The organism is Arthrobacter sp. TB 23 (assembly GCF_000294595.1).
Lineage (GTDB): Bacteria > Actinomycetota > Actinomycetes > Actinomycetales > Micrococcaceae > Arthrobacter_D.
Genome location: NZ_ALPM01000043.1, coordinates 1 through 14,176 on the forward strand (window position 1 = coordinate 1; position 14,176 = coordinate 14,176).

General features: G+C 64.7%; 10 protein-coding genes. 7 read left to right on the forward strand and 3 right to left on the reverse strand.

Annotation, left to right across the window (positions count from 1 at the left end; translation table 11 throughout):
- The 4 genes from B384_RS0105695 to purM all read left to right on the forward strand — a co-directional run.
- Positions 1-1,356 (forward strand): DUF2079 domain-containing protein (locus B384_RS0105695; protein ID WP_019482176.1); only part of this gene is annotated, 1,356 nt, incomplete at its 5' end.
- 19 nt (positions 1,357-1,375) lie between these two features.
- On the forward strand, positions 1,376-1,756 hold the full coding sequence (locus tag B384_RS17875) for a hypothetical protein (RefSeq protein ID WP_237715239.1): 381 nt from the start codon (positions 1,376-1,378) through the stop codon (positions 1,754-1,756).
- 41 nt (positions 1,757-1,797) lie between these two features.
- The gene (gene purF, locus B384_RS0105705) at positions 1,798-3,357 is read left to right on the forward strand and encodes an amidophosphoribosyltransferase (RefSeq protein ID WP_019482178.1); all 1,560 of its coding nucleotides are present in this window, start codon (positions 1,798-1,800) and stop codon (positions 3,355-3,357) included.
- Positions 3,354-4,478, forward strand: coding sequence for a phosphoribosylformylglycinamidine cyclo-ligase (purM, locus tag B384_RS0105710; protein ID WP_019482179.1), 1,125 nt, complete (start codon positions 3,354-3,356; stop codon positions 4,476-4,478). The genes purF and purM overlap by 4 nt, the downstream gene beginning before the upstream one ends.
- A gap of 115 nt (positions 4,479-4,593) precedes the next feature.
- Here the strand turns inward: purM and B384_RS0105715 are convergent, their stop codons facing one another.
- Positions 4,594-4,830: a DUF3073 domain-containing protein gene (locus B384_RS0105715; protein WP_019482180.1), complete on the reverse strand. Its 237-nt coding sequence runs from the start codon at positions 4,828-4,830 to the stop codon at positions 4,594-4,596.
- Between the two features lie 286 nt (positions 4,831-5,116).
- Here B384_RS0105715 and B384_RS19600 point away from each other — a divergent pair, with 286 nt between their 5' ends.
- The gene (locus tag B384_RS19600; RefSeq protein WP_020424619.1) at positions 5,117-6,607 is read left to right on the forward strand and encodes a hypothetical protein; all 1,491 of its coding nucleotides are present in this window, start codon (positions 5,117-5,119) and stop codon (positions 6,605-6,607) included.
- On the opposite strand, the gene clpB is transcribed toward B384_RS19600, so the two are convergent.
- Both clpB and B384_RS0105730 read right to left on the reverse strand, forming a co-directional pair.
- Complete coding sequence (gene clpB / locus B384_RS0105725; RefSeq protein WP_019482181.1) at positions 6,604-9,201, reverse strand: ATP-dependent chaperone ClpB; 2,598 nt, start codon at positions 9,199-9,201, stop codon at positions 6,604-6,606. The genes B384_RS19600 and clpB overlap by 4 nt on opposite strands.
- A gap of 149 nt (positions 9,202-9,350) precedes the next feature.
- Positions 9,351-10,349: an aldo/keto reductase gene (locus B384_RS0105730; protein WP_019482182.1), complete on the reverse strand. Its 999-nt coding sequence runs from the start codon at positions 10,347-10,349 to the stop codon at positions 9,351-9,353.
- Between the two features lie 213 nt (positions 10,350-10,562).
- Between B384_RS0105730 and betT the strand changes: the two genes are divergently transcribed.
- A complete protein-coding gene (betT, locus tag B384_RS0105735; protein WP_019482183.1) occupies positions 10,563-12,692 on the forward strand; it encodes a choline BCCT transporter BetT in 2,130 nt (709 codons plus the stop codon).
- On the forward strand, positions 12,689-14,176 hold the full coding sequence (locus tag B384_RS0105740) for an aldehyde dehydrogenase family protein (RefSeq protein WP_019482184.1): 1,488 nt from the start codon (positions 12,689-12,691) through the stop codon (positions 14,174-14,176). Before betT ends, B384_RS0105740 begins: the two co-directional genes overlap by 4 nt.

Consider the following 14,176-nt stretch of genomic DNA (forward strand, 5'->3'; position numbering starts at 1 on the left):
CCCGCCGCGGTGATCATCGCCCTGCTGATCACCGCCACTTACACGGTCTACTCCGTGGCGCAGTGGAACCGGCTCGCTACCCCGTCCTGGGACCTCGGCATCTTCACCCAGCTGGCCAAGGCCTACGCCGGCTTCGACGCGCCGATTGTGTCGATCAAGGGTGACGGCTTCAACCTCCTGGGTGACCACTTCCATCCGCTGCTGGTAATTCTTGGTCCCGCCTACGCGTTTTTCCCCTCCGGCCTGACCCTGCTGATTCTGCAAAACATTCTGATCGGACTGTCGGTCCTCGTGATCGCTCGGCTAGGCATCCGGCGGCTCGGCACGGTGGCCGGCAGCTGCCTCGGCGTAGCCTACGGATTGTCGTGGGGTCTTCAGACGGCGGTGGCCGCGCAGTTCCACGAGATCGCGCTCGCCATCCTGCTTCTTGCGCTCGCTCTTGAGTCGATGATCATCGGGCGGCTGCGCACCGCCGTCGCCTGGGCTGGACTGCTGGTTTTCGTGAAAGAGGACCTCGGCCTGACGGTTGCCGCGATCGGGTTGGTCATCGCGTGGCGGTATCGGGACCGGATCGGGCTGTGGCTGGCGGCGTGGGGCGTCGGCTGGCTGCTGCTCTCCGTGGCGGTGATCCTGCCGCTCCTGAACACTGGCGGCCAGTACGACTATTCAGACCGGATCGACGTTCGCGGGATGATTGCTGACCCGGTTGGCGCGCTGGTCACCATTTTCTCGGCCAGCGCGAAATACGAAACGGTGTGGCTGCTGCTGCTGGCGGGAGGCTTCCTGTTCCTGAGGTCACCGCTGTCGCTGATCATGGTGCCCACCCTGGCCTGGCGTTTCGTCTCGGGCAACGATGTGTACTGGGGCCCGGAGTGGCATTACAGCGCCGTCCTGATGCCAGTCCTGTTCGCCGCACTGATCGACGCAATCGATACCTCCCGCAGATCGGGGCGGCGGTGGCTGCGCTCGGCTGACGCCGTCGTCGTCCCCGCGGTGACCGTCGCTGCCCTGTTGTTGCTGCCGAGCCAGCCCCTGGGCGAGCTGGCCGATCCGGCGACCTTCCGCCAGTCCGAACGGTGGGCGACAGCGCACCAGGTGATGGCTCAGATTCCCGCTGGTTCGACCGTGGAGACGGGGGTGGTGCTGATGCCGTACCTGGTCCCCGACACCGAGGTGTTCTGGCTGGGCAACGATAATCCGGCGCCGGAATACCTGATTGTCGACGACCAGGACTGGAGTTGGGGTCCCACCCACCCGGCCGACGGGGTGGCGCATGCCGAGGAAACCTACCCCGGGGAATCCTACGAACTCGTCTTCCAGGAGAACGGGTACCAATTGGTCAGGCGGATCGGCTAAACGCCGGTAGCCTTAAAGCATGAGTTCAGAGCTACCCTCGCCTCGCGACGACAACGACCCTTCGGTTACTGCCCGCCCCGCGGCCGCAGGGCCCGGCGCGACCCCGGGGCAGGGACCAGCCCGTAGGGAAGTCACGGTGCGCCGTGCTCCGCGCTTTGCGCCCTTCATGGGCCTTGGCGTGCTGGTGGGTGTTGTTATCGCAGCGATCGTCGCCTACGCGGGCCCCGGCGACCCCACCCTGACCCGCGAATCCATCTTCGGATTCTTCATCATGGTGTTTGCGATCCCCGGCCTGCTGCTCGGCGCGCTGCTGGTGCTGGTGCTGGATCGGATCAGCGTCCGACGCTCCAAGCGGGCAGTCGCCCAGCGCACATACGACGACGACCAGTTCCCCGAGTAACCGGTGGAGCCGCAGACCCCAACGCGTGAGAGAATGATGCAATGGTTCGCGGTGACGGAAATCTTTCCCATGACCTTCTTCCAGGCGAGAAGGGGCCCCAGGATGCCTGCGGCGTATTCGGTGTCTGGGCTCCCGGCGAGGAGGTAGCCAAGCTCGCCTACTACGGTCTGTACGCCCTGCAGCACCGCGGCCAGGAGTCTGCGGGCATCGCCACCAGCAACGGTGAGCGGATCAGCGTCTACAAAGACATGGGCCTGGTCTCCCAGGTCTTCGACGAAACCACCCTCAACACCCTTGAAGGCCATATCGCTGTGGGCCACTGCCGGTATTCGACCACCGGCTCCTCCAACTGGGCCAACGCGCAGCCGACCCTCGGTGCCACCGCCGTCGGCACCGTCGCCCTCGCCCACAACGGCAACCTGACCAACTCGGCCGACCTCTACCAGATGGTCCTCGCCCGCCACGGCAAGCCCCGCAGCGGCGAAATGGCCCAGGGAAACACCTCGGACACCGCACTGGTGACCACCCTCCTGGCCGGCGACGACGGCCGCTCCCTCGAGGAAACAGCCCTCGAACTACTCCCCAAAATCAGCGGCGCATTCTGCTTCGTCTTCATGGACGAAGGCACGCTTTACGCGGCCCGGGACCCCCACGGCGTCCGCCCCCTGGTCCTCGGTCGGCTGGAACGCGGCTGGGTGGTCGCCTCCGAGCAGGCCGCCCTCGCCACCGTGGGCGCCAGCTTCATCCGGGAAATCGAGCCCGGCGAATTCATTGCCATCGACGAGGACGGCGTCCGGACCCGCAAGTTCGCCACGCCCACCAAGGCCGGCTGCGTCTTCGAGTACGTTTACCTGGCCCGTCCCGACGCTGCGATCGCTGGCCGCTCGGTGTACGAGGCCCGCGTGGAAATGGGCCGGCAACTCGCCCGCGAGAACTCAGCCGAGGCCGACGTCGTCATCCCCGTCCCCGAATCGGGCACCCCTGCCGCGGTGGGATTCGCCGAGCAGTCGGGTATTCCGTTCGCCCACGGGTTCGTGAAGAACTCCTACGTGGGCCGCACTTTCATCCAGCCCAGCCAGACCCTCCGCCAGCTCGGCATCCGCCTGAAGCTCAACGCGCTGGAGTCAGTCATCCGGGGCAAACGGATCATCGTGGTGGACGATTCAATTGTGCGCGGCAACACCCAGCGGGCAGTGGTGCGAATGCTCCGTGAAGCTGGCGCAGCGTCGGTGCACGTCAAGATTTCCTCCCCACCGGTCCGCTGGCCGTGCTTCTACGGCATCGACTTCGCGTCGCGGGCCGAGCTCATCGCCAACGGTGCGGCAGTGGAGCAGATCAGCAACTCGATCGGCGCTGACAGCCTGGCCTACATTTCCGAAGACGGAATGATCGCCGCCACCGAGCAGCCCCGCGAACGCCTGTGTACCGCCTGCTTCACCGGCGACTATCCAATCGCACTCCCGGCTGAGGAACGCCGCGGCAAGAATCTCCTGGAACGGGTTGATCCCGCCGACAATCCTGGCTCCAACGGCTGCGATCCCGGGCCTGACAGCGAGTTCGAGGCAGTGCTGACCGACGAAGACAAGAAAGAACGGGTATGACCTCCAACTCCCCCATCACCTATGCCAGCGCCGGAGTTGACGTCGAAGCCGGCGACCGCGCCGTTGAACTGATGAAGGACGCCGTCCGGGCCACCCACGGCCCCCAGGTCATTGGTGGGGTGGGCGGATTCGCCGGACTCTACGACGTGTCCCGGCTCCTGACCTACCGCAAGCCTCTGCTGGCGACGTCGACCGACGGCGTCGGCACCAAGGTGGCCATCGCGCAGGCCATGGATATCCACGACACCATCGGGTTTGACCTGGTGGGCATGGTGGTCGACGACATTGTGGTGGTTGGCGCCGAGCCGCTCTTCATGACCGACTACATCGCGTGCGGCAAGGTTGTCCCCGAACGTATCGCCGACATCGTGCGGGGCATCGCCGCCGCATGCTCGGTGGCTGGCACCGCCCTGGTGGGTGGCGAGACCGCTGAACATCCCGGGCTGCTCGGAGAACATGAATACGACGTCGCCGGCGCCGCGACCGGCGTGGTCGAAGCGGATTCACTGCTCGGTCCCGACCGGGTGCGTGCGGGCGATGTCGTCATCGGGATGGCGTCCTCCGGCCTGCACTCCAACGGCTACTCGCTGGTCCGCCGGATCATCAACCAGGCTGGCTGGGCGTTGGACCGCCAGGTTAGCGAGCTCGGGCGGACCCTCGGCGAGGAACTTCTTGAGCCCACCCGCGTCTACGCCGCGGACTGTCTGGATCTGGCCCGCTTCCTGCCCGTTGCCAACGACGCCGGTGTGCACGGCTTCAGCCACGTCACCGGTGGCGGTCTGGCCGCCAACCTGGCCCGGGTGCTGCCGCACGGCCTGGAAGCAACGGTGGACCGCTCCACCTGGGAACTGCCTGCCATCTTCAAGCTGGTCGCCGAACTCGGTGCCGTGCCGCTGCCGGACCTCGAACGCACCCTGAACCTTGGTGTGGGAATGGTTGCGGTGGTGTCCGCGCCGGCAGCAGACGCCGCCATTGCCCGGTTGACCGAGCGTGGCGTCCCCGCCTGGGTAATGGGCCAGATTGCAGCAGCCTCCAACGAGTCAACTGACGGACCGGATTATGTGCAGGGCGCCAAGGGTGTCGACGGTGGATCGGTGCGCCTCGTGGGCCAGTACGCCTAAGCCCCGCCCGCTTTCGAGCACAAAAAAGTGGGGTACCCGCAGAATCGCCGTTGCGCAACGGCTATTTTGCGGTTACCCCACTTTTTTGGTGCAGTGACTCAACCAGTGCAGTGAATCAACCAGTGCGGCGTGATCCGCCGTCGTCCTCGTCGTCGTCCACATCTGCGTACTTGTCTTCGTAAGCCGAGTAGTCCGGTTCAACCGGCTCCATCGGATCCGTAGAACGTTTGGAGGCTCGCTCGCCCGGGCCTGTGAGCTCTCGCTGCAGTGCCGTGTAATCAGTCGCGGGGCTGAAGTACTTAATGTCCCGAGCCTGCTTGGTAGCTTTTGCCTTTTGACGGCCGCGCCCCATGGCGTGACCCCCTTTTGCGTCGATCCGGAGGTGGTCACTGGGGCCTTATCGGCCCAAGGCTGCAGCGAGGCCCCGGAGTATTTGGTCAGTTTGTCGTACCTATAGATTACATGCTTTCCCAGTCTCCGCGTGCGCCCTCCCTGCCGCCCGAAAATCGCCGATCTTCGTCAGTACACTTGGTGCTACCGGCTCCCGCCTACTGCAGCCGAAACTTGGCTAAAGTCGTAGCAGAGGAGCCTGCAGTGAGGGCGGACGCACAAGAACGTAGAAGGCAGGGCGGAACATCATGAGCGATCAGGAGCGCACCCCGCGGGACTCCGAATCCGATCCGGCACAGAGCGGCGCTGAAGAGCACCAATCCGAGCCCATTCACGTCGCTGAACCGCAACTGGTTGACCCGGACACTGTGCAGCTCAGCGACGCCGAGGTATCCCCCGAGACGGTCGAGCCGGAATTGTCGGTCTCCGCCGACGACGTCCAGCTGGTTGAGCCTTCCCTCAACCCGGCACGGATCAGCGAAGACACCGCACGCGCTGCATCGCTTGAGGAAATCGCCGCCGAAGCCCGCCGTGTCGAGCAGGAGGCCCTGGATGCAGGCCTGCTCGTCGCCGGTGCGGTCCCGACGGCAGACCCGACAACGAAGGCCGCTCCCGCCGGGACAGCACCCGCCGGCGGAGCAGCGGGCGACACGACCGACGGGGACCCGGAGGCCGCAGCCGACAGCACTGATGGCAATCCTGACGCCGTCGACGAGCCACATGACGCGGAACCAGCCGACGCCCCCGAGGACGCCGGGGACACGAAAGACACCGCTTCCACAGACTCCACAGACGAAGCGGTCGCACTGGCCAGCACGGACACCACCCGCGCCCTCCCCAACTTCGCCGCCGACGGAGACGCCCCGGAGTGGACTCCCGCAGCCACTGATGCGCAGCGGTGGGACCGCCTCTTCGAAACCACGGGCCCCGCTTCTGATGCCAGTCCAGCAGTTGGGATTGATTCCGACACTGACCTGGAAGCGGACGCCGACATTCCCAGCCCGGTCCCAGCAGCGGCAGCCGCCAGCACGGACCCAGCAGCCCTCCCCGCGGGAATGGGTGCGGCGCCGCCAACCAGCCCCGGCACCCCAGCAGCTCAGACCGGCCCGCAGGGCAGCTACCCCGAGCAGCCGTCCGAGTCCCCTACCGAACCCACCGGAGGCCCCTACGGGCTACCCCCGGCCGGCACCCGGCGTCGCGACGGTCGTCAGGCGGCCAGCAACGGCAAAAACAAGCGGGGTCTCCTGATCGGCGGCGCACTCCTGGGGCTGCTGGCCCTGGGTCTCCTGATCTGGGGCCTGGTCGCCCTCATCACCGGCCTGACGGCGTCGCCGGAGCGGGAGCCCATTAGCAACGGCACACCGGGTGCTGACGGGATCATCGCCGAGAACGTCCTGCCCCTGGACCTTGAAGAGGGCCAGTGCCTGCGGGACTTCGTGGACATCAACAGCACCTCAACTGTCGTGACCTGCTCAACACCCCACAACGCGCAGCTATTGGCCAGCGATTTCTACGCGGACGACGCCGAGTTCCCCGGTGACGACGCGCTGGCTCTCCGCGCGCAGCAGGTGTGCGACGGCGTCGACCTCGATGAAACCGCCGCAGCCCGCTACGAGAACCTCGAGCTCCTGCGCGTCACCCCACGCGAGGGCGCCTGGTCCGACGGCGACCGCCGGGTGGACTGCCTCGTGACCAGCGATGAGGGCAACGTCATCAGCGACACCCTGATCAACAACTAGCTCGTCTCGAGTACCTCGGCAGCAACGCTGAGGCCATCAGCATCAACCACCCGGTCCACCAGCACCGTATCCCCGTCGTTGATGGTTCCGGCCAGGATGCCCCGCGCCAGGCGGTCACCGATCTCACGCTGCACCAGCCGGCGTAGTGGCCGGGCGCCATACGCGGGGTCAAACCCGGTGAGGGCCAGCCATTCGCGGGCTGCGTCGGTGACGGTCAGGTTCAGCCGCCGCTCGTGGAGCCGGGAAGCGAGTGACTGCACCTGCAGGTCGACGATCCGGGACAGCTCCTCGAGAGTGAGGGCGTCGAAGAGAACCACATCGTCCAGCCGGTTCAGGAATTCCGGCTTGAAACTTGCGTTCACCACCGACATCACCGCGTCGCGCTTCGCGGAGTCCGTCATCGACGGGTCCACCAGGAACTGGGAGCCCAGATTGGACGTCAGCACCAGAATAACGTTGCGGAAATCGACGGTGCGGCCCTGCCCATCGGTGAGGCGGCCGTCGTCGAGCACCTGCAGCAGAATGTCGAAGACCTCGGGGTGCGCTTTTTCCACCTCGTCGAGCAGCAGCACGCTGTAGGGGCGACGGCGGACGGCTTCCGTGAGCTGACCGCCCTCCTCATAGCCGACATAGCCTGGAGGGGCGCCGACCAGACGGGAGACCGAGTGCTTCTCGGAGTACTCGGACATGTCGATCCGCACCATGGCGTGCTCGTCGTCGAACAGGAAATCGGCGAGGGCTTTCGCCAACTCGGTCTTCCCCACCCCGGTAGGCCCCAGGAAGAGGAAGGATCCGGTGGGCCGGTCGGGATCTGAAATCCCGGCGCGGGCGCGGCGGACCGCATCCGACACCGTCGTCACTGCCTTGGACTGCCCGATCAGCCGGGAGCCAATGACCTGCTCCATGTGCAGAAGTTTCTGGCTTTCGCCCTGGAGCATGCGCCCGGCGGGGATGCCTGTCCAGGCGGAAATCACCTCGGCGATGTCGGTGGCTGTGACGTCCTCCGCGACCATCGGCAGCGGAGTGTCCTCGGGTTCGGCGTCCTGCGCGGCGTCGAGCTCGCGCTGCAGGGTGGGAATTTCGCCGTACAGCAACCGTGAGGCCTGCTCAAGGTCGCCGTCGCGCTGGGCCCGCTCGGCCTGCGAGCGCAGGTCCTCGAGGGCAGCCTTCAGGTCACCCATCCGGTTGAGCCCCGCCTTTTCGGCTTCCCACCGAGCGTTGAGTGCTGCGAGCTTTTCCTTCTGATCGGCCATGTCGGCGCGCAGGGCGTGGAGCCGGTCCTGGGAGGCGTCGTCGCTCTCGCCCGTCAGCGCCAGCTCCTCCATCGTCAGCCGGTCGACTGAGCGGCGCAGCTGATCGATTTCCTCGGGGGCCGAGTCAATTTCCATCCGCAGCCGTGACGCCGCCTCGTCCACCAGGTCGATCGCCTTGTCCGGGAGGCGTCGACCTGAGATGTAGCGGTTGGACAGGGTAGCAGCGGCCACGAGCGCCGAATCGGCGATGGTCACCTTGTGGTGCGCCTCGTAGCGTTCCTTGAGGCCGCGAAGAATACCGATGGTGTCCTCCACGCTTGGTTCACCCACATAGACCTGCTGGAACCGCCGTTCCAGGGCTGCATCCTTTTCGACGTTCTTGCGGTACTCATCGAGCGTGGTGGCACCGATGAGGCGCAGCTCGCCGCGAGCCAGCATCGGCTTCAGCATGTTGCCGGCATCCATTGACCCTTCAGAGGCCCCAGCACCGACCACCGTGTGAAGTTCATCGATGAACGTGACTACCTGGCCGTTGGCGGACTTGATTTCTTCGAGGACTGCTTTCAGCCGCTCCTCGAACTCGCCCCGGTATTTGGCCCCCGCGATCATCGAGCCAAGGTCGAGGCTGATCAGGGTCTTGTCCCGCAAGGATTCAGGGACGTCGCCGGCAACGATCCGCTGGGCGAGGCCTTCGACGACGGCCGTCTTCCCCACCCCCGGCTCACCGATCAGCACCGGGTTGTTCTTGGTGCGGCGGGACAGCACCTGGATGACGCGGCGGATTTCGCTATCCCGGCCGATCACCGGATCGAGTTTCCCCGACCGGGCGATCTCGGTCAGATCGACGCCGAATTTCTCTAGCGCCTGGAAGGTGTTCTCCGGCTCCGGCGTGGTCACCCGCCGGTCGCCGCGAATGCCCGGCAGGGCAGCCGCAAGGGCTGCGCGTGAAGCGCCGGCGTTGTTCAGGATGGCGGCGGTTGAGCCGACCCCGGCAGCAATCCCCAGCAGCAGGTGTTCGGTGGAGATGAAGCTGTCGCCGAGCGTCTCGGCCTCCTGCTGGGCGGCCTTGATGGCTTGCAGGGTGTCGCGGGAGAACTGCGGCTGCGCCGTTGACGTGCCCGACGACGACGGGAGCGCCTTGATTGCGGAGCTCGCCCGGGTGCTCACGGCGTCGGGGTCGGACCCGGCGGCTTTGAGCAAAGCAACAGCGACGCCGTCACGCTGGTCCATCAACGCTTTCAGGAGGTGTGCGGGTTCGACCTGAGGATTACCTGCGGTCGAAGCATTCGTGGCTGCGGCGGACAGTGCTTCCTGGCTTTTGGTGGTGAACTTGGCGTCCATGTCTCAACCTTTCAAACAGCAATAACCTTAGAGTTGAGTGTACCCCGCTCAACTTGGCACAGGTGCGTGTCCGCAGCTGGTTCGCTGACAGCAGACAGGTCCTGCACCGGCCCCCAGTAGAGCACCGCCAGGCGTTGACTGGTAGGGCCCTAAGCCTCTCTTCCCTGAGAGACCCAGGACCGGTCGGCGCTGCGGTCACCCACCACCAGCGCAGCCGCGCCGTCCAGCACATCAAGGTGCGCGGCGGACAGCACCATGGCGGTGGCGCCGGCGTTTTCCTCGACACGTTCCGGCTTCCGGGTGCCGGGGATAGGAACTACTGGCAGCCCGAACCGGCGGCCCTGAGCGGCAAGCCAGGCGAGGGCAACCTGTGCAGCAGTGGCACCCGTGTCCGCGGCAACCGCTTGGACCGCCTCCACCACGGCTGCATTGGCGGTCAGTGCGTCGGTAGCGAACCGTGGCACCCGATGGCGGAAGTCGCCGTCGCCAAGCGTTGCTGCCTGGACTGTGCCGGTCAAAAAGCCGCGCCCCAGCGGAGAGTAGGGGACAAATCCCACCCCCAGCTGCGCAGCCATCGGAACCACGAACGTCTCGACGTCGCGGCTCCAGATTGACCATTCGCTTTGGACTGCTGCAATAGGGTGAACGGCGTGGGCTGCCTGCAGTTCGTCTGCGGTGACCTCTGACAGGCCGAGGTGGCGCACTTTGCCAGCGGTGACCAGCTCGGCCATTGCACCCACCGTTTCCTCGATCGGGACGCGGGTGTCCCGCCGGTGCATGTAGTACAGATCAATGGCGTCGGTGCCGAGCCGACTCAGGCTCGCGTCCGCTGCGTCCCTCACATACCGGGCGTCACCACGAATCCCCGAGTACCCCTGTGAGGGGCTGCCGATCAGCCCGAACTTGGTAGCCACTTCGACCTCGTCGCGTCGATGGCGCAGCAGCTGTGAGATCAGCGCCTCGTTGCTTCCTGCACCGTAGATATCCGCGGTGTCAATGAACGTGACCCCGATATCCACCGCATGATTCAACGTCGCCAATGCCTGACTCTCATCCAGGCCCCCGTAAACCTCGGTCAATGCCATGCCACCAAAACCCTGGGCACTGACAGTAAAACCGCTGGCAAGTTCAATCCGCGAAACTGTCATAGTCATAGTCATAACCCTTAGCCCTATGCGCTCCTGAATCAAGAGTTCGGTTGCAGATCGGTCACGAACCACTGATTCGCTGGTAATTTTGATTCTACGACTTGGGGGAGAAGACCAGGTTGGTAGCGTTGACAGGCCCGTCGCACCCTTACCCTCGCATAACCTGCACAGTTCAGTTGTAGTCCGACGCGGCGTCGATCAACGATTAGGCAGATGATGAGTCAAGAGATCAAAGCACGGCCGGACTCCCCCGGCGAGCCGAATTCAGAACCCAAAACCAGAGTCAACAAGACGGTCTTTATCGGCTCGGCCGTCGGCATTCTGGCAATCACCGTCTGGGCCATCGTCGCCCCGGTAAACGCCGCAGCAGTCATTGGCACCCTGGTCACCTGGGTGTCAGTCAATATGGGCTGGTATTACTTCCTGATCGTCACCCTCGTGGTCATTTTCGTTCTGGTCGCGGCGCTTTCCAGAGTCGGGAAGGTCAGGCTCGGGCCGGACCACTCCAAACCACAGTTCAGCATGTTCACCTGGGCTTCGATGCTGTTCGCCGCCGGCATTGGCATCGACCTGATGTTTTTCTCGGTGGCTGAGCCAATCACCCAGTACCTCGCACCACCCCAGGGCTCGGGTGAAACAGTTGAAGCCGCGCGACAGGCTATGGTCTGGACCCTCTTCCACTACGGGATTACCGGCTGGGCACTGTATGCCCTGATGGGTCTGGCTCTTGGCTTTTTTGCCTACCGCCACAATCTGCCCCTCAGCATCCGTTCGGCGCTGTACCCCATCTTCGGGAAGAAGGTGGAAGGTCCAATCGGACACACCGTGGATATTGCAGCGCTGCTCGGCACCATTTTCGGCATCGCCACGTCCCTGGGCATCGGCGTCGTGCAGCTCAATTACGGGCTGACCCTCATGTTCGGGCTGCCGGAAAACCTCGCAGTCCAGATCGGTCTCATCGCCGTCGCCGTCGTGATGGCAGTGGTTTCAACGGTGTCGGGGGTCGAAAAGGGCATCAGACGCCTGTCCGAGCTGAACGTGCTGCTGGCCGCCGCCCTCATGCTGTTCATCCTCGTCGCCGGCAAGACCAGTTTCCTGCTGGACGGGATCATCCAGAACACCGGCGACGTCCTCAGCCAGTTCCCCGGCATGACCATGGATACGTTCGCCTATGACCGTCCCGACGAGTGGTTGAGCTGGTGGACGCTGTTCTTCTGGGCCTGGTGGATCGCCTGGGCACCCTTCGTCGGACTCTTCCTGGCACGTATTTCCCGAGGCCGCACCATCAGGCAGTTCGTCCTGGGCGTGATGATCGTGCCGTTCACGTTCATCCTGCTGTGGATCTCGATCTTCGGTAACAGCGCACTGGACATTGTGATGGGCGGTAACGCGGAGTTCGGCGAAGTGGGGATGAACAATCCGGAGCGGGCCTTCTACGGACTGCTGGAACAGTATCCAATGGCTCCACTGATCATCGCGATTGCTACCTTCACGGGTCTGCTCTTCTACGTCACCAGCGCCGATTCCGGTGCGCTGGTGATGGCCAACTTCACCTCCCACCTCAAGGACGCCAACTCCGACGGCCCGAAGTGGCTCCGGGTGTTCTGGGCGCTGGTGACCGGTGCCCTCACCCTCGCCATGCTGTCCGTCGGCGGGGTCCTGACCCTCCAAAACGCGACGGTGGTAATGGGGCTGCCGCTTTCCATCCTGCTGCTGTTCATCATGTACGGGCTTTACAAGGCTCTGAAAGTGGAAAGCTCACGGATGGATAGTTACCGGACTTCCCTACCAGGGATCATCTCCAGCAGATCCGGTAGCGAAGCCCGCGGTGGCCGCAGTTGGCGCCAACGACTCGCCCACGTCCTGACCTATCCGGGACGCAAACAGGCCCAGCGGTTCATCGACGAGGTGGCCCTTCCCGCACTCCAGGAGGTTCACGATGAACTCGCCGCGCAGGGCGCCGACGTCACCCTGACCGCCGGCAACGCTGGTCCGGGTGGGGTTGGACAGGTAGACCTATCGGTCAGCCTGGGCAGCGAACGCGCGTTCAAGTACCAGGTCTACCCCGTGCAGTACGACACTCCGTCCTATGCGCTGAGGAGCGCCTCGACGGCGGACAAGTACTACCGCATGGAAGTCTTCTCCCTCGAGGGAAGCAACGGGTACGACCTCCTGGGCTACACCAGGGAGCAGGTCATCACCGATGTGCTGGATCACTACGAGACACATCTGGAATTCCTGCACAGCAACCGCGCCTCGCCCGGCAACACCGCAATCACCGAGGATCATTTGGCCTCGGACAACTGGGAATCCGATTTCACCAACCCCGAGGAGCGTTCATGAGTACCGCAACACTGTTTATTGATGGCACCTGGGTACCCGCTTCGGACGGTGGTACCCGGGAGATCCACTGCCCGGCTGACGGCGCACTGGTGGGCACGGTATCCGAAGGGACCGCCGACGACGCCGCTGCAGCCATCGCTGCAGCACGCTCGGCGTTCGACCGTGGCGAGTGGGCCGCCGTTCCCGCACCCGAGCGCGGTGACTTCCTGTTGAAGGTTGCTGCCCGCCTGCGGGAGCGCAAGGCCGAGTTTGCGCGCGCTGAAACCATGGATACGGGGAAGCGTCTGGTCGAGAGTGAGATCGACATGGATGACATCATTGGCTGCTTCACCTACTTCGGGAAGCTCGCCGGTCAGAACCAGGGCCGGCTGGTGGACCCCGGAAACGCCGCAGTGGTCAGCCGGATCGAGTACGAGCCGGTCGGCGTCTGCGCCCTGATCTCGCCCTGGAACTATCCGCTGCTGCAGTCCGCCTGGAAGATTGCCCCCGCGCTGGCGGCCGGCTGTACTTTCGTTCTCAAGCCCAGCGAGCTCACCCCCCACACCTGCATGCTCATGATGGACGTGCTGGACGAGCTCGGACTGCCCAAGGGGGTGGCAAACCTGGTGCTCGGCGCCGGGGCCACCGTCGGGGCGCCGCTCTCGGAGCACGCCGACGTCGACCTGGTCTCCTTCACCGGGGGGCTTGAAACCGGCAAACGGATTGCCGCAGCTGCATCGGCAACCGTCAAGAAGGTGGCACTGGAACTCGGGGGCAAGAATCCCAACATCATCTTCGCCGACGCCGACTTTGACGCTGCCCTGGACAACGCGCTGAACGCTGCGTTTGTGCACTCGGGACAGGTGTGCTCGGCCGGTGCCCGGTTGATCGTCGAGGAACCAATCGCTGAACGCTTCGTCGATGAACTGGTGCGGCGCGCACAGTTGATCAAGCTCGGCGGTCCCTTCGATGAGGACGCAGAAACCGGTCCGTTGATCTCCGCGGCTCACCGTGACAAGGTCACCAGCTACGTTGACAAGGGCGTCGCTGAGGGGGCGCGGCTGCGCTGCGGCGGCACCTGGGGCACCGGGGACCTGGAAAAGGGCTTCTACTACACCCCGACGGTGCTCGACCAGGTCAAGCGGGGCATGTCGGTGGTAGTCGATGAGGCCTTCGGCCCGGTGGTCACTGTCGAGACGTTCAACGGTGAGGAGGAGGCCGTGGCGATCGGCAATGACACCCATTACGGTCTCGCCGGGGCGGTCTGGAGCCAGGACGCAGGGAAGTCCCAGCGGATTGCCAGGCGCCTGCGCCACGGCACCATTTGGATCAACGACTTCCACCCCTACCTGCCGCAGGCCGAGTGGGGCGGGTTCGGGCAGTCAGGTGTCGGACGTGAACTCGGGCCGACCGGCCTAGCCGAATACCAGGAGGCCAAGCACATTTACCACAACATCGATCCGCAGGTCACCGGCTGGTTTGCGGACCGTAAAGAGGAGCAGTAA